This window comes from Vibrio sp. STUT-A16, from assembly GCF_026000495.1.
Taxonomy (GTDB): Bacteria; Pseudomonadota; Gammaproteobacteria; order Enterobacterales; family Vibrionaceae; genus Vibrio; species Vibrio diabolicus.
On record NZ_AP026766.1, the window covers coordinates 1,605,144 to 1,627,507 of the forward strand.

19 protein-coding genes are annotated in these 22,364 nt (G+C 47.2%); 13 read left to right on the top strand and 6 right to left on the bottom strand.

Annotated elements, in window-relative coordinates; all coding sequences use genetic code 11:
• Positions 1-2: 2 nt before the first annotated feature.
• Positions 3-959, bottom strand: coding sequence for a GlxA family transcriptional regulator (locus OO778_RS23880; RefSeq protein WP_264911961.1), 957 nt, complete (start codon positions 957-959; stop codon positions 3-5).
• A gap of 154 nt (positions 960-1,113) precedes the next feature.
• Between OO778_RS23880 and OO778_RS23885 the strand changes: the two genes are divergently transcribed.
• The 5 genes from OO778_RS23885 to OO778_RS23905 all read left to right on the top strand — a co-directional run bounded on the left by OO778_RS23885 (position 1,114) and on the right by OO778_RS23905 (position 7,720).
• On the top strand, positions 1,114-2,007 hold the full coding sequence (locus OO778_RS23885; protein WP_258587533.1) for an alpha/beta hydrolase: 894 nt from the start codon (positions 1,114-1,116) through the stop codon (positions 2,005-2,007).
• Positions 2,008-2,065: 58 nt separating this feature from the next.
• Positions 2,066-2,935, top strand: coding sequence for an amidohydrolase family protein (locus OO778_RS23890; RefSeq protein WP_264911962.1), 870 nt, complete (start codon positions 2,066-2,068; stop codon positions 2,933-2,935).
• A gap of 55 nt (positions 2,936-2,990) precedes the next feature.
• The gene (locus tag OO778_RS23895; protein ID WP_264911963.1) at positions 2,991-6,038 is read left to right on the top strand and encodes an FAD-binding and (Fe-S)-binding domain-containing protein; all 3,048 of its coding nucleotides are present in this window, start codon (positions 2,991-2,993) and stop codon (positions 6,036-6,038) included.
• A 211-nt stretch (positions 6,039-6,249) separates the two neighbouring features.
• A complete protein-coding gene (locus OO778_RS23900) occupies positions 6,250-7,128 on the top strand; it encodes a DMT family transporter (RefSeq protein ID WP_048625206.1) in 879 nt (292 codons plus the stop codon).
• A 40-nt stretch (positions 7,129-7,168) separates the two neighbouring features.
• Positions 7,169-7,720: a DUF2301 domain-containing membrane protein gene (locus OO778_RS23905; protein WP_104973799.1), complete on the top strand. Its 552-nt coding sequence runs from the start codon at positions 7,169-7,171 to the stop codon at positions 7,718-7,720.
• Between the two features lie 8 nt (positions 7,721-7,728).
• Here the strand turns inward: OO778_RS23905 and OO778_RS23910 are convergent, their stop codons facing one another.
• The 5 genes from OO778_RS23910 to OO778_RS23930 form a co-directional block, all read right to left on the bottom strand.
• Positions 7,729-8,637 (bottom strand): hydroxymethylglutaryl-CoA lyase, encoded by a 909-nt coding sequence (locus tag OO778_RS23910; protein WP_264911964.1) that lies wholly within the window; start codon positions 8,635-8,637, stop codon positions 7,729-7,731.
• Positions 8,637-9,476 carry an enoyl-CoA hydratase-related protein gene (locus OO778_RS23915; protein ID WP_213960748.1) on the bottom strand — a complete coding sequence of 280 codons (840 nt, stop codon included), beginning with the start codon at positions 9,474-9,476 and terminating at the stop codon, positions 8,637-8,639. The genes OO778_RS23910 and OO778_RS23915 overlap by 1 nt, the downstream gene beginning before the upstream one ends.
• A 29-nt stretch (positions 9,477-9,505) precedes the next feature.
• On the bottom strand, positions 9,506-11,110 hold the full coding sequence (locus OO778_RS23920; RefSeq protein WP_238842839.1) for a carboxyl transferase domain-containing protein: 1,605 nt from the start codon (positions 11,108-11,110) through the stop codon (positions 9,506-9,508).
• Positions 11,111-11,135: 25 nt separating this feature from the next.
• The gene (locus OO778_RS23925) at positions 11,136-12,305 is read right to left on the bottom strand and encodes an isovaleryl-CoA dehydrogenase (RefSeq protein ID WP_158159375.1); all 1,170 of its coding nucleotides are present in this window, start codon (positions 12,303-12,305) and stop codon (positions 11,136-11,138) included.
• A gap of 66 nt (positions 12,306-12,371) precedes the next feature.
• Positions 12,372-12,746, bottom strand: a complete 375-nt coding sequence (locus OO778_RS23930; RefSeq protein ID WP_017821195.1) for a MerR family DNA-binding transcriptional regulator — start codon at positions 12,744-12,746, stop codon at positions 12,372-12,374.
• Positions 12,747-13,021: 275 nt separating this feature from the next.
• Between OO778_RS23930 and OO778_RS23935 the strand changes: the two genes are divergently transcribed.
• From OO778_RS23935 to cyoA, 8 genes are all read left to right on the top strand, one after another.
• The gene (locus OO778_RS23935) at positions 13,022-14,233 is read left to right on the top strand and encodes an acetyl-CoA C-acyltransferase (protein WP_025767662.1); all 1,212 of its coding nucleotides are present in this window, start codon (positions 13,022-13,024) and stop codon (positions 14,231-14,233) included.
• 23 nt (positions 14,234-14,256) lie between these two features.
• Positions 14,257-15,750, top strand: coding sequence for a CoA-acylating methylmalonate-semialdehyde dehydrogenase (locus OO778_RS23940; protein ID WP_017634263.1), 1,494 nt, complete (start codon positions 14,257-14,259; stop codon positions 15,748-15,750).
• 19 nt (positions 15,751-15,769) lie between these two features.
• The gene (locus OO778_RS23945; RefSeq protein WP_264911968.1) at positions 15,770-16,924 is read left to right on the top strand and encodes an acyl-CoA dehydrogenase family protein; all 1,155 of its coding nucleotides are present in this window, start codon (positions 15,770-15,772) and stop codon (positions 16,922-16,924) included.
• 38 nt (positions 16,925-16,962) lie between these two features.
• The gene (locus OO778_RS23950) at positions 16,963-17,748 is read left to right on the top strand and encodes an enoyl-CoA hydratase (protein WP_104970097.1); all 786 of its coding nucleotides are present in this window, start codon (positions 16,963-16,965) and stop codon (positions 17,746-17,748) included.
• 8 nt (positions 17,749-17,756) lie between these two features.
• Complete coding sequence (locus OO778_RS23955; RefSeq protein ID WP_258460786.1) at positions 17,757-18,896, top strand: enoyl-CoA hydratase/isomerase family protein; 1,140 nt, start codon at positions 17,757-17,759, stop codon at positions 18,894-18,896.
• Positions 18,897-18,907: 11 nt separating this feature from the next.
• Positions 18,908-19,813, top strand: coding sequence for a 3-hydroxyisobutyrate dehydrogenase (gene mmsB / locus OO778_RS23960; RefSeq protein ID WP_053307783.1), 906 nt, complete (start codon positions 18,908-18,910; stop codon positions 19,811-19,813).
• A 110-nt stretch (positions 19,814-19,923) separates the two neighbouring features.
• On the top strand, positions 19,924-20,682 hold the full coding sequence (locus OO778_RS23965; protein ID WP_213906892.1) for an SDR family oxidoreductase: 759 nt from the start codon (positions 19,924-19,926) through the stop codon (positions 20,680-20,682).
• Between the two features lie 799 nt (positions 20,683-21,481).
• Entirely contained in the window at positions 21,482-22,363 is an 882-nt protein-coding gene (gene cyoA, locus OO778_RS23970) for a ubiquinol oxidase subunit II (RefSeq protein ID WP_005388604.1), read from the top strand.
• The last annotated feature ends 1 nt before the right edge of the window (position 22,364 follow it).

The following is a 22,364-nucleotide window of genomic DNA, read 5'->3' on the forward strand; positions in this document are numbered from 1 at the left end:
TCTTAAGCTAAACGTCGCTCTTCACGCGGCGTTTTTTCATAGCGTTTTTTGTAGCAGCGCGCAAAATACGATGTAGAACTGAACCCACAAGCGGTGCTGATTTGAGTGATGGACAGCATGGTTTGCAACAACAAATGTTGAGCGCGTTCTAAGCGCAATTGAAGGTAGTAATTGCCTGGTTTGTCTTGCAAGTATTGCAAAAATAACCTTTCCATCTGCCTGAGCGATAACCCGACTTGCTCGCCAATTTCATAGCACTTTAGCGGCTCTTCCATGTTGGCTTCCATGATCTCTACAGCGTCGAGCAGGCGCGGGTGGCGGATGTTGTGCTTACGGATTAACGACATCCGCTGTTTATCATGTGCTGGTCGAATCGCAGGGTGAATGCATTGCTCTGCCACTTGATTCGCCAAGTCACTCCCATGTTGGTTTGTAATTAAATGAAGCATCATATCCAAACCGGCTAGGCCGCCCGAACAAGTTGGTGTGCGTGGGTCGAATTCGTACAACTCACTGGTCACGTTAATGTTTGGAAACTCCTCTGCCAGGCTGTTGGCGGACTCCCAATGCACGGTACACGTTTTGTTTTTTAACAGGCCAGCTTTTGCTAACAACACGCTGCCTGTCGAAGTCGAGCCCACGGCGATGCCTTTACGAAGCGCTTGCTTTAACCACTGATTCACCGAGCCACTCGCAGCAGCAACGTGGGCACCAATACCTGCTACAACCAGCAGCAAGTCTAAATGGGCAATGTTGTTGACTGACTGCGTTGGCGAGAATGAAACGCCATTACTGGCCGACACTTCTTTATCTTCGAATCCATAAATATCCCACTGATACAAATCGCAACCAGCGAGGCGATTTGCCATTCGAAGAGGTTCGATAACCGCCGAAAAAGAGAGCATCGAAAAATCAGGAATAAGGAAAAAACCAATGCGATACGTGTGTGTCGTTTTCATTCTCTGTGGTCACCAAGTGGGCAGTTCGTCTATGTCGTATTTCTGGATAAGAATGTCGCAATTGTTAAATTATTGCTATCAAAATTCGAACATGATGTGACTTAAGACAAGGAGTTCTTTGTCGAGCATACACATTCATTTGGACGAGATAATTATGATTGAACAAAAAGCCCCAGTAATTAGTGATGGTCTACGCCTTGATGGCGCTTTCTTTACTGACGAGAACGTTAACAACCCAGACTTACCGATCGTTATTGTCTGCTCAGGCTTTACTGGGCAAAAAAATATTCACCCAGAGCGTTACGCGAGAGCCTTAACTGCGAAGGGTTTTACGGTATTCGGATTTGACTACCGTGGCTTTGGTGAATCTGAGGGCATTCGTGAGCGAGTTATTTTGGATGAACAAGTACGCGACATCGCCAACGCGGTTGCGGTTGTGAAAAAGCGCGCTAACGAGGAAGGGCGCAAAGTCGTACTGGCTGGCTGGGGCATGGCGGGTGGATTAATTCTTGATGCTTACCGAGTTTGCCAAGATGCGATTGATGGCCTTATCTCCATGAACGGCTTTTATGACGCGGTACGTGTTCAGGTTGCTCAACGTGGCGAGCACGGCTGGAAAGCGTTCCGTCAATTTATGTTAGAAGAGCGTACACGTCTTGCTCTTGGTGGAGAAAAGCAGGGGATTGATCCATTTGAAATCTACCCGCTTGATCCAGTAAGCCGAGAATATGTATTCACTGAACTGGTCAAAGCGCCGGGCTACGGCGTGACATCTGATCTGGATTTTGCGGATTCTCTCATCAATTTCAAACCGGAAGCTCTACTGGACGAGCGATTTGCAGACGCGCCAATCTTGATTGCGCACGGTGCAGAAAACGACCTTCACCCAGTGACCGAAGCAAAGTCGCTGTACGCGAAATACCCTGGGCCGAAATCTCTTTTCCTACTGCCTGAAGGTGGTCACACCGAGTGGATGTTGGACGACGATCCTAAGTTTATTCAGTTCTCTGGTGTGATCGCGAACTGGTTGAGTGAGAACTTCAGTTAAGTCTTCAAGAGGTGCTTGCGTTGATGGCACCTCTACCTTTCTGACAGGATGATTTTCGATGAGCATAATTCCATTTTGTGAAGCGGCTGACCCATTTGTAAATAAACCAACAATCGCGATTCCTGAAGGCGCGGTTGATTGTCACGCCCACGTTTTTTCTTCACGTTATCTGTACTGTGAAACGCGAACCTACACGCCACCTGATGCCAGCGTCGGCGCGTACCTGCATTTGCACCAGCAATTAGGCATCCGTCATGGCGTGCTGGTTCAGCCGAGTGTGTATGGCAATGACAACCAGTTGCATCTTGATACATTGCGGTATTTGCGCCAGCAAGGTTACGACTACAAAGGCGTCGCGGTCGTGGATGCGGATGTTTCCGAGCAAACGCTGGATGAGCTACAAGAAGCGGGATTTTGTGGTGTGCGGATGAATTTGCTGTTTAAAGGCGGTATTGAGTGGCGTGATGTTGAACGTTTAGCGGCTCGCCTTGCTGAGCGACACTGGCACCTTCAATGCTTAATTGATGTTTCGCAGTTTGATGACTTATATCACCGATTAAGGGCTTTACCCGTGCCCGTAGTGATTGATCATCTTGGACATATGCCAACAAACAAGCTGATTTCTCATCCTGGTTTTCAAACCTTATTGAAGCTTAAGGCCGAAGGGAAAGTGTGGACAAAATTGTCGGCACCGTATCGTTTGTCGCCTCAATCACCGCCTTATGACGATGTTTCTCCATTTGCTCAAGCTTTGTTAGAAGCGAATGAAGAGCAGTGTGTTTGGGGCTCGGATTGGCCTCATCCATGTTTTGCTGCTGAGATGCCAAATGATGGCCAGCTATTAGATACCTTGTGGCACTGGACGCAAGATACGACACTGTTTGGCAAGATTCTGGTCGATAACCCCAAGCGCCTCTACCACTTTTAACTCCGCATTCATGTTACGAACCTAAAAAGACAACCGTAAGGCACCGATTCAAATTATGCTTCCTGCACTTCCGCTACAGGTTTCCTCTGATCCTGTGGTTATCAAGTTCTTTAACACCCTTAAACAGCTTGGTTTCAAGGGGGATACTGATGCTCGCTATACCACTCGATTGAGTATGGCGACTGACAACAGCGTCTACCAGCAACTTCCGTTGTCGGTCGTCTTTCCTGCCAACCATCATGATGTGGTAATACTTGGCAAGGTCAGTGCTCGTGATGAATTTAAACACCTGACCTTTTCGCCCAGAGGAGGCGGAACGGGCACCAACGGACAATCATTGAACACGGGGATTGTGGTTGACCTGTCTCGCTACATGAATCGAGTGTTAGAGATTAACGAGCAGGAAGGCTGGGTGAGAGTGGAAACAGGGATAGTCAAAGACCAACTCAACGACATCGTTCGCCCTTATGGTTATTTCTTCTCGCCAGATCTATCGACCAGCAACCGCGCAACATTAGGTGGGATGATTAATACCAATGCATCAGGCCAAGGCTCTTTGCAATATGGTAAAACCTCGGATCATGTGTTGGCGCTCAAAGCCGTATTGGCGGATGGTTCGGTGCTCGATACCGAAGCAATTCAACAAAACAAATGGTTAAACAGTGATGTAGTATCGCGAGCGTTAAAAATTACAGAGGAAGTTTGTCGAGACAAGCGTCAACAGGTTCTGGATAAGTTTCCTCCTCTGAATCGATTTCTTACTGGTTATGACCTAAAAAATGCCATCAACGACAAGAGTGAAGAGTTTGATGTCACGAGAATATTATGTGGCTCTGAAGGTACGTTAGCTTTTATCACTGAAGCCAAGCTCAACCTTACGCGAATACCTACCACGCGACGGTTAGTGAACGTTAAATACGATAGTTTTGACTCTGCATTGCGAAATGCTCCCTTGATGGTCGAAGCAGAGGCGCTATCGGTAGAGACGGTTGATGCAAAGGTGCTTAATCTTGCAAGAGAAGACATTGTCTGGCACTCGGTAAAACACGCGATCTCAGATGTGCAGGGCAAAGAGATGCAAGGGATTAACTTTGTCGAGTTCGCAGGCAGTCACAGCGATGATATTGAGGATAAAGTTGAACGCTTACTTTCAATTCTCGATAAAGAAATAGCTCACCGACGCAGTGGTATCATAGGTTATCAAGTCTGTCGTGACCCCCAAGACATCCAAGCCATTTATGGTATGCGCAAGAAAGCGGTTGGGCTGCTTGGCGCGACCAAAGGTCAGGCAAAGCCGATTGCATTCGCGGAAGATACCTGTGTACCGCCTGAAAATTTGGCGGACTTTATCGCGGAATTTCGTACGTTGCTAGACAGCAATAACCTGCATTATGGCATGTTTGGGCATGTGGATGCTGGCGTCCTTCACGTGCGTCCGGCGCTCGATATGTGTGACCCTGAGCAAGAAGCGTTGATGCATCAACTATCCGATGATGTGGTCGCGCTGGTGGCAAAATACAATGGTTTAATGTGGGGAGAGCACGGTAAAGGATATCGCTCAGAATATGGACCTGCCTTCTTTGGTGATGAGCTCTTTACTGAATTAAGGCGCATTAAAGCGGCGTTTGACCCCGACAATAAAATGAACCCGGGCAAGATTTGCACGCCACTGAATAGCGACGCTGAAATGGTAAAAGTCACAGCGACCAAGCGTGGCTACTATGATCGTCAGATCCCCGTAGAAGTCCGAGAGTCGCTTAAGCCCGTGCTGTCTTGCAATGGCAATGGGCTGTGTTTTAATTACGATGCTGATAGCCCAATGTGTCCATCATTTAAAGTAACAGCCGATCGTCGCCACTCTCCGAAAGGGAGGGCTGGGATAATGCGTGAATGGCTGCGTCGCCTTAATGACAGTGGCTTCGATTTGCTCGCTAACGAACAACAGCTTCTCAATCAAACATTATCGGTTAAGCTTTTGACTCAGAAGCTGAGTAAGTTGATATCTCGCCCCACATCTGACGACCTATCGCATGAAGTTTATGAGGTGATGAATGGCTGTCTAGCGTGCAAAACGTGTGCGAGTCAGTGTCCTGTTAAAGTTGATGTGCCTGATTTTAGAGCACGTTTTTTACACGTCTATCACTCGCGTTATCGCAGACCTCTGCGCGACTATCTGGTGTCGAATATTGAGCAACTGCTGCCGATTATGGCAAAAGCCCCCAAGCTGGTTAATCGAATTGCATCTAGTAGGCCTGTTACGCAGGTATTAGAGACATCCATCGGTTTTGTTGATTCGCCAGTGCTATCGAACCCTACGTTGCAAAGTCGATGTCAGGCACTTGGCGTGAGCCCGTTCGACTTTGCGTATCTAGAATCGCTTTCCCCAGAAGTGAAGCAAAATTACGTCTTGATTGTTCAAGATCCATTTACCAGCTTTTATGAAGCCGAGTTGGTTGCGGACTTTATTCAGTTATTGCAGCGGTTAGGGAAACACCCTGTTGTTCTGCCTTTCAAACCCAATGGGAAAGCTCAACATGTAAAAGGTTTCCTTAAGGCATTTGCCAGAAATGCACAAAACACCTCGGATTTTCTCAAACAAGTTGCTGAGCTTGAAATTCCTATGATCGGTATCGATGCAGCCTTAGTGCTTTGTTATCGTGATGAATACCGTCAGGCTCTAAAAGAAAAGCGGGGCGAATTTACAGTTTATACGGCTCATGAATGGCTGGTGGATACACTCAATGAATGGCCAGTTGTACGCGCATCGGATGAAGAGCCTTGGTATTTGATGGCGCATTGCACAGAAAAGACCAAAATACCGCAGACTGAGAAATCTTGGCAGTCTATTTTTCATCACTTTGGCTTAAAACTGCATGTGATATCTGCGGGATGTTGCGGTATGGCAGGGACATTCGGCCATGAAGTGGATAAGAAAAGTACGTCTGAAGCTATTTATCAACTGAGTTGGAAACCGAATATAAAGAACCTGCCCACTGAGCGTGTGTTAGCCACGGGGTACTCCTGCCGCAGTCAAGTTAAGCGTTTTGAAGGGGAGGTCGTTCGACATCCGTTCCAAGTTTTAGCCAGTTTGTTTAGTGCATAAGATGCTTAGGCAATTTAGTATACGAAAACGCTTGCCTTAAGACTTTACCTGCCTTTAATGTATCCGACCGCAGAACTTCAATCTGCTTAACAACAACACAGGAGAGAATCGGGCTTTCACTTCCGCTCGACAGAAACTCCTTTCAAATTGATACAACAGCGCAGCAAACTTCCCTTGCTGCGATACTGTGTTCCATATTTTGTGAGTACTTATGTTTAACTCAGAACGCAAAGCGACGGTTATTCTGGTTGCGACAACGATGATCGCGGCACTTGGTTGGATCTTTTCTAAGGAAACAATACAGGGTTTACCACCTTTCGGCTTTATCGGGGCGCGATTTACTATTGCATCGCTCTGCCTGCTGCCGTTGTGCTATCGACCTTTGTTGAAAGCGAATTTGAGAGATGTGCTTTCTGCTGGTGGTGTCGGGCTACTGTTAGGTAGTGCCGTTATGACATGGATTTACGCCATCTCCATCAGCGACACGCTTGGGGAAGGCGCATTTATCATGAGTCTCTCCATGCTATTTGTGCCGATTGTTGCGTGGGTTATGTTTCGTCAACGACCACAACGAATTTTCTGGCTTTCTTTGCCTATCGCGGTATTAGGTCTCGCCTGTCTCTCTTTAGTTGGCGGTTGGAAGCAATCGGCCAGTCAATTTTGGTTTCTTGGGGCGGCACTGGTTCTTGCGCTTCATTTTAATGTGAACAGTAAATACTCTCAAAAATTACCTGTGTTGCTGCTTACTTGCGTGCAGCTTTTTTCTGCTGGTTGTTTAGGTTTGTTGGTTTCTTTCTTTATGGAGTCTTTTCCGGCAGAGGTTGACTCCTCCATTTGGTGGTGGTTCGCGTTGAGCACTTTGCTAGCGACGAGCTTGCGTTACGTAATGCAAACCATGGGGCAAAAATTTGTTCAGGCAGGTAATGCTGCCTTGATCATGATATTAGAGCCAGTTTGGACCGTCATTCTAAGCGTGCTTTGGTATGGCGAAGTGCTAACGGCAAATAAGCTAGTAGGCTGTGTGCTTATCTTATTTTCTCTTATTATTTATCGTACTGGCGGTCGATTTCGTTTGTCTATCCCTAGGTAGCTTCAAGAAATGTGGGTAGGGAACAATTTAGGAGTGAAGCATGGCCAATACTGAGCATCAGGAATCACTAGACTTTTTAGATATTTTAAGTGTCTGTTTATACCGTTTAGGAATTAGCGTATTTGCCTTTGGACTTATCGCGATGACGATATCGGGTTTGCACCTTATTGAAGGTTCGGCATTTTATGATCGAAATGTGTTGCTGCTCATCGCCATTGCAGGTGCATTAACTGCAGCCAATATCCATGTCTACAGTAAAACTGTACGTACTGTCATCAGCTGGTCAACTTGGGTGGGACTGCTCTTCATGGTGAGCGATCCAGACTTATCCAGCGTGTGGCTTTCTCTTGGTTTTGTCTTTGTCACTTTTTCCGGTGTGGCGCTGAAAGAGTCCTTTTGTTTTAAAGTTCCAGGCTTGAAAGCGGTGCCAGTGCTACTTGCCATCGCAACCTTCGCGTTTTGTTTCGAAATACTGTCGGTAGCGACTATTGCGACAGGGTTGTCTGGCTTAATTATGGGCTTCCTGTCTATATCAAAGTGGCGGATGCCACTTCATTTTGATATTGGTATCAAAGCAAACTACGAGGTTTAATAAACGTCTTACGCTAGAGATGTCATACGGTTACGCAAAGCTAGCGATACTTTTGACGTGGGTTCTCGATTAAGCTCTTCGCTGATCATCCAGCCAGCTTTTGCTAACAGCTCCAAGTCGATCCCCGTTTCGATCCCTAATCCTTGGCATAAATACAGTACATCCTCCGTCGCGACATTCCCCGAGGCCCCATGAGCGTATGGACATCCACCTAGCCCAGCTACACTACTGTCGATGGTATTGATGCCCATACTCAATGCTTGATGAATATTGGCGAGCGCTTGTCCCCATGTATCGTGGAAATGGACAGCAAGCTGGGGGAGAGGTGTAACCAACATGACGGTTTCTAGCATAGCTGCAATTCGATTTGGCGTGCCTGTGCCGATGGTATCGCCTAGGGATACCTCATAGCACCCTAAATCGATGAGCGATTTGGTCACGCTCGCCACCTGCCTAGGGGCTGTCGGGCCATCGTAAGGGCAGTCGGCAACGCAGGATAGATAGCCACGAACAGGGATGCCGTGTTTGGTGGCTAATCGCATTACAGGTTCGAAGCGAGTTAGGCTTTCTGCAATCGAGCAATTGATATTGTGTTGGCAGAATCCTTCTGAGGATGAAGTGAAAATTGCGACCTGATTGGCGTCAGCCTCCAACGCTTGTTCTAAGCCTTTTAGGTTTGGAGTCAGGGCAGAGTAGGTAACATGATTTCGCCGTGTTATTGCTTTCATGACCTCTGTTGAGTCCGCCATTTGTGGCACCCATTTGGGTGAGACAAAAGAGCCCACCTCAATATGCGTTAACCCAGTATCAGAGAGTAAGTTGATCAGCCGGATTTTAGTCTGGGTCGCAACAGGAGATTCATTTTGCAACCCATCTCTAGGACCTACTTCGACAATCTTTACTTTGGAAGGTAGCATTACTTGTCCTGTGACTTGGTGACCCAACTTGGGCTACGTTTTTCAAGAAACGCTTGCAGCCCATCTTGACCTTGGGGTGATACTCTAATGTCCGCAATGAGCTTGCTAGTATAGTGAATCAGTTGTTGATCGATGGGGTTTTGATGACATTGATGGCAGAGCGTTTTCGCTTTACGCATCGCATCTGGGCTATTAAGTAGCAACGTCTTGATTACGCTATCGACCGCATTTTCAAGCTGTTTGGCTTCTTTCACTTCGTGCACAATACCAAACCGTTCGGCATCTTCGGCTGAAATGACTTCACCACTTAAGATATAGCGTCTAGCTTGTCTATTCCCCATCGCGCGCATGACGTAAGGCGCAATGGTTGCTGGAACTAAACCAAGCCTAACTTCACTTAAGCAAAAGTTGGCACTTTGGCTTGCGATGGCGATATCACTACAACAAATCAACCCTAAAGCACCACCATAAGAGGAACCTTGAACAACTGCGATGGTGGGTTGAGGGAACGAATCTAATGTTTCCATGAGTCTTGCCAAGTTTTGGGCATCAACGAAGTTATCTTGCCTCGTGCTTTCGGCCATCGACTGCATCCAATTCAAATCGGCCCCGGATGAAAAATGCTTACCGTTACTTCTTAATACCAAGCACCGCACATCCGTTCGTAAAGCGAGATAATCTAGGCGGTGGATCAGCAAGTCGATCGTACAAGCGTCAAAAGCATTGTGTTTAGCTGTTCTGTTTAGGGTAATGGTCGCTACGCCATTATCATCGACATGCCAAAGAACATCATCTTGCCTTTGGGCGTTGGGAATAATGCTTGGTTGCATTTCCTGCATACTTACTTCCTTAATTCATCTTTGGATATTTACATTCTGAAGACGCCAAACTCGCTATCAGGAATGGGGGCGTTTAATGCTGCCATTAACGCTTGACTCAACACCTGACGCGTTTTTTTAGGGTCAATAATTCCGTCATCCCATAGCCGAGCACTCGCAAAATAGGGATGTCCTTGTGTTTCATACAAGTCTATGATCGATTCTCTAAAAATGTGCTCTTCTTGCTCTGACCACGCTTCCCCCTGACGTTCCTTCGCGTCTTTTCGAACTTGTGTTAAAACGCCTGCTGCTTGTTCTCCGCCCATCACAGAAATACGCGCGTTCGGCCACATCCACATCATGGTTGGATCATACGCTCGGCCGCACATGCCGTAATTACCAGCGCCGTACGATCCACCGATGATCACGGTAAACTTCGGCACGTCAGCACAAGCGACGGCCATCACTAACTTGGCGCCATGTTTTGCGATGCCTTCTTCTTCAACCTTTTTTCCGACCATAAAGCCGGTAATGTTTTGGAGAAAGAGAAGCGGTGTTTTCCGTTTGGCGCACAGCTCAATAAAGTGCGCGCCTTTTTGTGCCGATTCAGAAAACAAGATACCGTTGTTTGCCACAATACCAATCAAGTGTCCTTGAATACGAGCGAAGCCACACACTAGCGTTCTGCCATACAAGGCTTTGAATTCGTCGAAATCAGAATCATCGACGATGCGGGCAACAATTTCTCGAACGTCGAATGACAGTCGTAAGTTGGCATTCACTATTCCGTAGATTTCTTCTGCGTCGTAGCGGGGAGGAAGCACGGTGTTTTCTGGCTTAACAGGTCTTGTTCTATTGGCATTGGCAATGGCTTCTCTCGCAAGCATTAGGGCATGTTCATCATTTTCAGCGTAATAATCTGCGACACCAGATTTTCGACAATGCACGTCTGCACCGCCGAGCTCTTCACCCGTCACGACTTCGCCAGTGGCCGCTTTCACCAAAGGTGGCCCCGCCAAAAAAATGGTGCCTTGCTCTTTAACCATAATGGACACATCCGCCATGGCAGGAACGTACGCGCCCCCAGCAGTGCAAAGCCCCATCACAACAGCAACTTGGGGGATGCCTTTCGCCGACATTCTCGCTTGGTTAAAGAAAATGCGACCAAAGTGTTCTTTGTCGGGGAAGACGTCGGACTGATGAGGGAGATTTGCGCCACCGGAGTCCACCAAGTACACGCAGGGGAGTTGGCAACGTTGGGCAATCTCTTGCGCTCTAAGGTGTTTTTTTACCGTGAGTGGGTAGTAGGTTCCGCCTTTTACCGAAGCATCGTTGGCGATGACCATGCATTGAATCCCCTCTATGATACCAATGCCGGCGATAACGCCAGCGCAGGGGATCGCTTCGTCATACACTTGCCAGGCGGCAAACTGGCTGATTTCAAGAAAGTCAGTGTTGTCATCAAGCAAGCGCGCGATGCGTTCTCGTGCGGGGAGTTTTCCTTTTTGCCTCTGGTGCTGAATGGCTTTTTCACCGCCGCCCTGTTTGATGGTCTCGATGTGTTGATTAAGTTGAGTGACCAACGTTTCCATCGCAGCTTTATTGGAAAGAAATAACTCGTCAGTTGGCTTAGTTTTACTTTTGATAATGGCCATAATGACTTCCTTGTCGTATGTTCCGTTAGCGAGATTCTTCGAACAACTCTCGGCCTATTAACATGCGGCGAATCTCTGAGGTACCCGCGCCGATTTCATAAAGCTTTGCATCACGTAGCAAACGACCAGCAGGGTATTCATTGATGTAGCCATTCCCACCGAGCAGTTGTATTGCATCGAGTGCCATTTGTGTGGCGAGCTCTGCACTGTACAAAATCGCTCCTGCCGCATCTTTGCGTGTTGCGTTACCTCGATCACAAGCCGCTGCGACGGTATATACATACGCTTTTGCTGCACTCATTCGAGAGTACATATCGGCGATCTTGCCCTGAACTAACTGAAACTCGCCAATGGATTTTCCAAACTGCTCTCGTTCATGTACGTACGGGACCACAATGTCCATGCAAGCTTGCATTATCCCGAGTGGTCCGGCAGCGAGGACGACGCGCTCGTAATCCAGCCCACTCATTAACACCTCGACGCCTTTATTCAACTCGCCAAGAATATTCTCTTTTGGCACTACGCAATGGTTAAATACAAGTTCGCAAGTATTCGAGCCTCTCATGCCTAGCTTGTCCAGCTTTTGAGCATGAGTGAAACCTGCGAAGTTACGTTCAATAATGAATGCGGTAATGCCACGTGAACCTGCGCTGACATCCGTTTTAGCGTAAAGCACCACTACGTCAGCATCGGGCCCGTTTGTTATCCACATTTTGTTGCCATTCAGTACAAAATGGTCGCCCTTGTTCTCCGCTTTCAGTTGCATGCTTATCACGTCTGAACCGGCATTGGGCTCACTCATCGCTAGGGCGCCAACGTGCGTACCATCAATGAGTTTTGGAAGGTATTTTTCGCGTTGAGAAGGCGTGCCGTTACGAAAGATTTGGTTGACGCACAGGTTAGAATGAGCGCCGTAGCTTAAAGCGACAGACGCAGAGGCACGGCTGATTTCTTCCATGGCAACAACATGAGCGAGGTATCCCATGCCTGCACCACCAAGCTCTTCATCGACGGTCACACCAAGCAACCCCATTTCTCCCAACAAAGGCCATAAATGATTCGGGAACTGGTTATCGCGGTCTATCTCAGCGGCGATGGGCGCAATATGTTCCGTAGCAAAGGCATTAACGTGTTCTCGGAGCATATCGATGGTATCACCAAGTCCGAAATTGAGTGGGGTATAGGTGCTTTTCATAACGTCTCCCGGTATCAGAGGTAAGGTGGAAAAGCCGGTAGCGGTGTTGCTAATTGAGTATAGCGTTTATGTCTGCTTGCTTTTGAGTGTTTGAATACAACGCTCCTTAGCGGCATTCAACTCAGCCATAACGACGCTGATGTCGTTGAGTTGTTGTTGTAGGACGGCTTGTTTCTCTTCAATGATATTGAGCATTTTCAATAACTGTCCTTCGGTTTGTTGCATGTCGTAGAGCTCGAAAAGTTCACGAATTTCTGCCAGCGAAAAACCGAGCCGTTTCCCTCTTAAAATCAGTTTGAGGCGAATTCTATCCCTGCGTTGATAAACGCGCATATTGCCTTTTCGCTCTGGTTCAATCAGACCCACGTCTTCATAAAACCGGATACTGCGAGTAGTAATATCAAACTCCTTGGCGAGGTCACTGATCTTGTATTTTTCCATAACATACTTACCTCGAATAAAAATCCAGTTTCTGGAAATCGAACCTTAAATGGGAAGGCCGAACATCAACTTTGAAATATAAACGTCTGCTTGGTGTGTTTTTTCATCTCATTGTAAAGGCTAGTGCTATGCTTACGTAAACGTCAAGAAATCGCGGAATGAAAGTTTGTTAGTGAAAAAGGCGATAAAGGCTGGTGTGGCGCTTGGTGAGTAATTCTATGTAGGGTGTCATCAGTCTGCCAAGTGTTCACATATACCTTAAGGGAATGCGAATCATGGGAAAAGACATCTGGATTGTCAGCGCGAAAAGAACGCCAATTGGGCGCTTTCAAGGCAAGTTGCAAACTTACTCTGCTCCTCAATTAGGCGCACTGGCGATCAAGGCGGCAATGCACGAAGTGAATGTGACTTCGGTGGATGAAGTGTTCATGGGATGTGTGCTTCCAGCAGGGTGTGGACAAGCTCCTGCGAGGCAAGCATCTATGGGGGCAGATCTTCCTTTGGGTGTAGGGTGCACCACCATTAACAAAGTGTGTGGCTCTGGCATGAAGAGCGTCATGTTAGCGCACGATCTCATTAAAGCTGGAACGATTCGCTCTGCCATTGCTGGTGGTATGGAAAGTATGACCAATGCGCCGTATTTGCTGAGGGAGGCGAGAAAGGGAATGCGTATGGGGCACCAGTCTGCGTATGACCACATGTTTCTCGATGGGCTACAAGATGCTTACGAAGGGCACTTAATGGGTGTTTATGCTCAGCAAGTCGCTGACAGGCTTAAGTTCACCAGAGAGCAAATGGATGAATGGGCCGTGATGTCGGCAAAACGTGCGTTGGAAGCTCAAGAGCGAGGCTTGTTTGCCGATGAACTTTCGCCGGTTTCACTCAATACCAAGTCAGAACAAGCGGTGCTGAACTACGATGAGCACCCTCGCTCGATTGACCTTGGTAAAATTCCTCAACTCAAACCTGCATTCGATGAAAAAGGTACGGTGACCGCTGCTAATTCGAGTGCCATTTCAGATGGCGCAGCGGCTCTTGTGCTTATGGATGAAGACACTGCGCGTCATCAGGGGCTTAAACCACTTGCGATCATCAAGGCGCACTCTACACATGCCAGAAAACCTGCAGAATTTACTTTGGCACCCGTCTACGCAATTGAGCAACTGCTGTTCCAGCTAGATTGGTCAATTTATGAAGTGGACCTGTGGGAAATCAATGAAGCCTTTGCCGTCGTGACACAAATAGCGGTGGCGGAACTTGGACTAGATACGAGCAAAGTAAATATTAAAGGTGGAGCCTGTGCGCTTGGGCATCCGATAGGGGCTAGTGGCGCACGAATTCTGGTGACATTGATTCACAGTTTGCGTCAGCTACAAGCGTTAGGCACCAATGGTGATCTCGAAGCCAAAAAAGTGATGCGGGGTGTTGCGTCACTTTGTATCGGTGGTGGAGAAGCCACGGCGATAGGCATTGAAATACCGCTTTAATTGAAATCAGAAAGGAGTAAATGATGACTCGTTTGGTTCCCTTGTTTATTGGTGGCGAGTTTCGTGAATCTCAAACATCGGATTGGGTTGAGGTAACCAATCCCGCCACTAATGATGTCATTGCGTACGTTCCATGTTCCACAGAGCACGAGATGGAAGCCGCCATTGATAATGCGAAAGAGACATTCCAATCTTGGAAGGAAGTGGCAGTATCCGAGCGTGCCAGAGTCATGCTTCGCTATCAGCACTTGCTCAAAGAACATCATGATGAGCTTGCCACACTGCTTTCTCATGAGACGGGTAAGATTTTAGCGGATGCCAAAGGCGATGTGTGGCGTGGTATCGAGGTGGTTGAGCAGGCGGCAAACATTGCTAGCAACATGATGGGAGAAACCGTCGAAAACGTTGCCACGGATATTGATAGTTACTCAATGATTCAGCCCTTAGGTGTGTGTTGTGGGATCACGCCGTTTAACTTTCCTGCCATGATTCCGTTGTGGATGTTCCCAATCGCCATCGCTGCGGGCAATACGTTTGTGCTCAAACCCTCCGAACAAGTGCCATTGACCTCTATTCGTTTAGCCGAACTATTTGAGCAAGCCGGCGCGCCAAAAGGGGTGTTGCAGATCGTTCATGGCCGCAAAGAGCAAGTCGACTTTCTGCTGGCTCATCCTGATATTCGAGCGGTGTCATTTGTTGGCTCGGTTCCTGTTGCCCGTTATATCTACACTACGGGTACGAAACACTTTAAACGCGTTCAAGCTTTTGCTGGTGCTAAAAATCACATGGTGATCATGCCTGATGCGAACAAGGAACAAGTGGTGAATAACTTAGTGGGGTCCTCCGTTGGGGCGGCGGGGCAGCGTTGTATGGCAATTTCTGTTGCGGTATTTGTCGGCGATTCAAAACAATGGATTACAGACCTTAAACAGGCAATGGCGAAAGTACACCCAGGGCCTTGGGACGATGAGCAAGCTGCTTATGGCCCACTGATCAGTGAGCAAGCCAAACAACGCGTATTGGACCTAATCGAAGATGGCAAACAACAAGGCGCAGTGTGTGAACTGGATGGCAGTCAGTGTGAAGTGGAAGGCTTTCCCGATGGAAACTGGATTGGCCCAACCTTGTTTAGCGGTGTAACAGCGAATATGTCGATTTACACGCAAGAGATATTTGGCCCTGTTTTAGTTTGTATGGAAGTCGAAACGTTGCAAGAGGCCATTGAGTTGGTGAATCGCAACCCATACGGGAACGGCACTTCCATTTTTACGGCTAATGGCGCTGCTGCGAGAAAATATCAGCATGACATTCAAGTCGGTCAGGTTGGGATCAATGTGCCTATTCCAGTCCCTTTACCATTTTTCTCCTTTACTGGTTGGAGAGGCAGTTTCTATGGTGATTTACATGCGTATGGTAAACAAGCGGTACGTTTTTATACCGAGACTAAAACGGTGACGGCACGTTGGTTTGATGACGATATTCCAACGGGGCCTAATTTGACCATCCAACTGCGCTGAGTGAATAGAAGGAGCTTTTATGGACTTTGAACTTAATGAAGATCAACGTGCATTTGCCGATACCGCTCAGCAATTTGCCGATGAGTGTTTAGCACCGATGGCGGCGGAGTGGGATGAAAAGCAGATCTTCCCCAAAGACGTATTGAGAGAGGCGGGGGAACTGGGGTTTCTCAGTCTCTACACTCCAGAAGCGCAAGGTGGCCTAGGGCTGAGTCGCTTGGATGCTTCAATTATCTTTGAACAACTGGCCATGGGATGTACGTCCACTACGGCGTTTATGACGATTCACAACATGGTCAGTTGGATGATAGCCAGTTTTGCTACCGATGAAGCCAAAACGCAGTTCTGTCCGAAATTAGTTACGGGGGAGTGGTTAGGCTCCTATTGCTTAACCGAGCCTAACGCAGGATCAGACGCCGCTGCACTGACCACTTCCGCTACAAAAAAGGGAGATAAGTATGTCATCAACGGCGGCAAAACCTTTATCTCTGGCGCAGGAGAGACAGATGTTTTGGTCGTGATGGCGCGAACCGGAGAAGCGGGTGCCAAAGGCGTGTCTGCATTTGTTGTTCCTGCTCACGCAGATGGTATCAGCTATGGGCGCAAAGAACCCAAAATGGGTTGGAACAGCCAACCAACACGAGCGGTTACTTTTGAAAATGTCGTTATTCCAGCTAGCCATTTACTGGGCGAAGAAGGGCACGGTTTTGTCTTTGCGATGAAAGGGCTTGATGGAGGGCGTATAAACATTGCGACCTGCTCCGTCGGTACGGCTCAACAGGCCCTTAATCAGGCGACACGGTACATTCAAGAACGTAAGCAGTTCGGCAAGCCGCTTGCGCAGTTTCAAGCCTTACAATTCAAATTGGCAGACATGGCGACAAAGCTAGTGGCTGCGCGGCAGTTGGTGCGCTATGCCGCCAGTAAACTCGACCGAAATGACCCAGATGCCACTGCTTATTGCGCGATGGCAAAACGGTTCGCAACCGATGTGGGCTTTCAGGTTTGCGACCAAGCGCTGCAGCTTTATGGCGGCTATGGTTACATCAAAGAGTATCCAATGGAGCGTCATTTCAGAGATGTGCGTGTGCATCAAATTCTGGAGGGGACAAACGAAATCATGCGCTTGATCATCGCGCGCCGTTTGCTCTCTGAGGAATCGGCCTTGCTGTAGCGAAGTATTGGATTTGCTCATTGAGAAAGGATTCAGATATGCCATTAACCCAAGAAGCCATTCAACATACGATCACTAATCATGTTGCGGTGGTGACAATGAACAACCCGCCAGCCAATACGTGGACAGCAGAGAGCCTCAAGGTACTGAAGTCGCTGATACTCACACTTAACAATGATAAGCAGGTCTACGCACTGGTTTTAACTGGCAGTGGAGAAAAGTTTTTCTCTGCTGGTGCGGATCTCAAGCTATTTTCTGATGGTGACAAAGCGGTTGCGTTAGAAATGGCGCGATGCTTTGGTGAAGCTTTTGAAACGCTCTCGGAATTCCGTGGTGTTTCCATTGCCGCCATTAATGGTTACGCCATGGGCGGAGGTTTAGAAGTGGCATTAGCTTGTGATATTCGAGTAGTTGAAGAGCAAGCGGTACTTGCTTTACCTGAAGCCAAAGTCGGACTTTTGCCCTGCGCTGGCGGTACCCAAAACCTCACAGCGTTAGTAGGGGAAGGCTGGGCAAAGCGTATCATTTTATGTGGAGAGCAAGTCAGCGCTGACAAAGCAAAAGAACTAGGCTTGGTTGAGGAGTTGGTTCCCAAAGGCGAAGCTTTAAGTAAAGCGTTGGAGCTTGCTGAATCTGTTGCGAACCAGTCGCCATCTTCTGTCGCTGCGTGTAAGGCGCTCATTCAAAATATGCGCTCTGCGCCACTTAAGCACGGCTTAATGAAAGAGCGAGAGTTGTTTCTGAATCTTTTTGATACGGAAGATCAAGTTGAGGGTGTTCGCGCCTTTTTAGAAAAACGCCCACCGCAATGGAAAAACCGATAGGAGGCCACATGGCAGGGATGGTAACCATCAGTGAAATAGAGTGCTTAGATGGCGTGCACCGCATTGGTATCGCAACGTTAGACAACACCGCTTCATTGAATGCATTGACGTATGACATGTTAGTCCAACTCAACGATCAGCTTATCAAGTGGCAAGACGATCCGCATGTGACTTGTGTGGTACTCACTGGCGCTGGAGAAAAAGCATTCTGCGCTGGTGGCGATGTTCGAGCTATGTATCACGTCATGCATAACGAGAGTAAAGAAAAAATCGTAGAGTTCTGTACGGACTATTTCTCGTTGGAGTATGAGTGTGACTATCTCATCCACACTTACAACAAACCCATTATCGGTTGGGGAGAAGGTATTGTCATGGGCGGTGGGATGGGGCTTTTTATGGGAACCAGCCATAAAGTTGTGACAACAACATCACGCCTTGCTATGCCAGAAATCAATATCGGACTGTATCCTGATGTGGGAGGTACGTGGTTTTTAAGCCAGATAGATCCGCAAGTGGGCTTATTCCTCGGATTGACAGGTTCAATGGTAAATTCAAGTGACGCTGTCACTATTGGTTTGGCCGATTGGTTACTGTTGGAAGAGCAGTATCCCACCTTACTGGATGAGCTAAAGCGGCTCCAGTGGGGCAAAGAAGATGCGAAAGAGTTGGTAACTGCACTACTACAGTTAATGGAAGAACAAGTTATTGATAGCAAACCAACCACGCAAATTTGTCCATACTTAGATCAGATAGAGGAAGCGTGCAAAGGCTTTGATCTTAATACGATAGCACAGCGAATCATGGCTATCGACGGGAACAGTCAGTGGATAGAAAACGCGAAACAAACGTTCGCCGCAGGCAGTCCGATCACCGCGCATATTTGCTTCAGACAAGTGAAAGAATACCACAGCTTACCACTTGCAGGTTGCTTCCGCTTGGAGCTGAGTTTATCGGTTCGCAGTGCCTTATTAGGTGAGTTTAAAGAGGGCGTCCGTTCTCGGCTTATTGACCGGGATGGCGAACCTAACTGGATGTTTAACAATGTCAGTGAAGTCGATGAAGATATCATCGATACCTTGTTTACCTCACTTTGGCCGGATGACGAACATCCGCTTGCTGATTTGGGTGAACAAACACTAGGTCAATAAGGAGAATGATCATGAGTACCATCGCATTTATCGGTTTAGGAAGAATGGGGCATCCGATGGCGCAAAACTTATTAGCGTCTGGATTTAACGTGCAAGTATTTGATGTCGATAGCGAAGCGGCAAAGCAACTTGCACCTTTTGGTGCGGTGGTGGCGAGCTCTATCGAGGAAGTCGTGGATGGTGCAAGCACGGTCATCACGATGCTACCAGCAGGATCTCACGTTCGTTCCGTGTATCTTGGCGACTTACACGGCGGCGTAGGTGTCCTCAATCTTGTCTCGCCAAGTACCTTGATGATTGATTGTTCAACCATTGATCCGGACTCTGCGCGATTAGTCGCCAATGAAGCGGCAAATAAACGCGTGTTGTTTGTCGACGCGCCCGTTTCGGGGGGCGTTGCTGGCGCTAAAGCGGCGACATTAACCTTTATTGTTGGTGGTTCGGATCAAGCGTTTTCTAAAGCCAATGCGATTTTGCAGTATATGGGAAAAAATGTTTTCCATGCTGGCAAAGCAGGCGATGGTCAAATGGCGAAAATCTGTAACAACCTTATGCTCGGCATTTTAATGTCTGGTACGTGCGAGGCATTAAACCTAGGTATCGATCATGGACTCGATCCAAAAGTGCTATCAAACATCATGCTGCAAAGCTCTGGCCGAAATTGGGCATTGGAGCTTTACAATCCTTGCCCAGGCGTGATGGACAGTGCGCCAGCCAGTCACGATTACCAGCCGGGCTTTATGAGCAAACTCATGCTAAAAGATCTCGGCTTGGGGTTAGATGCGGCGTTACAAACACATTCTTCGGTTCCGATGGGGTCGTTAGCGCGCAACTTATATTCTTTCCACAACGCGAGCGGCCACGGCGAGCTCGATTTCTCAAGCTTATTTGAGTTATACAAGAGTAAGAAAGGCTAGACCGAGTTTTGTGACAAACCAGCCCGAGATGGTGACCTAAAACGCGCATCATTTCGGCCAACTTAGACTAGTTGAGATAGAGAACATTACGAGCTATGGAGTGCACCAATATGGACATAAAAAGTAGTGTTATTGCCATTACAGGAGCAGGGCAGGGGCTTGGGCAAATGATGGCCATTACCCTTGCTCAAGCTGGCGCTGATTTAGCGTTGTTGGATGTAAACGCCAGTGGCTTAATGGAAACACAAGAGCAGTGTCGAATGCTGAGTGCGAAAGCGTTGACATATCAAGTGGATGTCACCAACGAAATCGATGTTGAAACCACGTTTGAAGCGATTATCCAAGATTTTGGTCAACTCAATGGGTTAGTCAATAACGCTGGCGTGTTAAGAGATGGGTTACTTGTAAAAGCAAAAGATGGCGTGATCAGTAAGATGTCTTTGGATCAATTCAATTTGGTCATGAACGTTAACGTGACAGGAACATTTTTGTGTGGGCGTGAAGCTGCCGTCAAGATGATTGAGAGTGGCTCCCGAGGCGTTATCATCAATATTTCTAGTGTTGCGAGAGCAGGGAATATCGGACAAACCAATTATTCTGCATCTAAAGCGGCGGTCGCGACCATGGCGACAACATGGGCTCGTGAGCTCGCAAGATACGGTATTCGCGCGGCGGCGGTTGCACCAGGTGTAGTTCATACCGCGATGGCAGAGCAAATGAGACCCGAAGCCATAGAGCGACTAGAAAAGATGATCCCAGTTGGCAGGATGGGCGAAACAAGCGAAATCGCGCATGCAGTAAAATACATTATTGAGAGTGATTACTTTACTGGCAGGGTTTTAGAAGTGGATGGCGGCATTCGTATGTAAGTGACCACTGAAATAAGGCTCTGATAGACCTGAATAATAAGTCTCTTTCCATTTCAACATTTTCTATGTTGTGGAGTGCTAATTCTGCGCAACCCAAATGTATTTACAACTTATGTTTGGATTTACCTTGAGAATGATTTCTCACAATCCAATAAAGAGATGTAAATACCACTCAAATATTAAGTGAAATCATTAATTTGATGTTGATCACACTTTTGATTTTTTAGCTTCCGCTTCTCATTAAGGCTATCTGCGTAAATGAAGTTGATAGTCAGTCTCATCAATTTTTAGTTTCAACTGTTTGTTTTTAAATAATTAATTGTTGAAGCACGAGAAATTCGTGTTGAGGTTAATATTCTATTTAAAGTGTGTAACTTCCATTAATGGAAGGTTAGTTTCCAGTTGTGGCTAATGAGCTTTAACTTTTTACTCCTCATAATGCGCCAAATGTAACATAGTGTTTCAAAGTGTAACAATAAACTCACACTAAGAGTGTGGTTTTGATCTCCACTCAATTCCGTTTTGTTTCGCTCTGAGCCCGACGTTACTCATGCTCAACACATAAACATTCTAATGACTATAACAACTGGTTCTTGGCTTGATACCAATCGTATCGTAGCAAATAACGGTTCATCCTAGCTGGTAAAATGCTTGATGACGAAGTTGAAAAAATTGTAAGTAGAATAACTACTTATCGAGGTTTTTTCTTGTTCTCATACATTACCTCTGCGCTATTTGTGAGCTCTTATTTACTTTGATTGGCATCTGCTTTGAAACCAGACAACCATCGAGAAAGTTAATGGAAGCCTCAAGATATAAACGCATCTTGTCGAGGGGAAGTTTGGCGTCCGTCATACTTATGCTCTCAGGATGTAATTCAGCTTTACTTGACCCCAAAGGTGCCATTGGTGTGCAAGAAAAAGAGTTAATTATTACTGCTCTTTTGCTGATGTTGATCGTTGTAATCCCTGTGATTTTAATGACGATTTACTTCGCTTACCGATACCGCGCCTCTAACACTGAAGAAGAGTACGCACCCGAGTGGTCACACTCGACCAAAATCGAAGTGGTGGTATGGACAATTCCAATCATCATCATTGCGATTCTTGCGACGATCACATGGCGTTCGACTCATGAACTAGAGCCATCCAAACCTTTGGAAAGTGATGTTAAACCAATGACCATCGAAGTGGTGTCACTCGATTGGAAATGGTTGTTCATCTATCCAGAAGAAAACATTGCGACGGTGAACTATGTGGCGTTCCCGAAAGACGTGCCAGTGCAGTTCAAACTGACTTCGGACAACATCATGAACGCGTTTTTCATCCCTCGCTTAGGTACACAGATCTACGCGATGCCAGGCATGGTAACCAAGCTCAACCTCATAGCGAACCACGAAGGTGACTACAAGGGTTTTGCATCGAACTACAGCGGCGAAGGCTTTTCGCAAATGAAGTTCACAGCTTCAGCAATGTCTGATCGTGCTGCGTTCCTAAATTGGGTGCAGAAAGTGAAGGCGAGCCCTGATCGTATTGAAGATTGGGAGCAATACAGCTCACTGGCAGCGCCAAGTATCGCAGAGCCAGTCACTTTGTTCTCTAGCGTTCCTCCGTTCTTGTTCACCGACGTTGTGACTCAGCATCCTGGTTCAATGAACTGTTTGCCTGAAAACCAAGGATAAT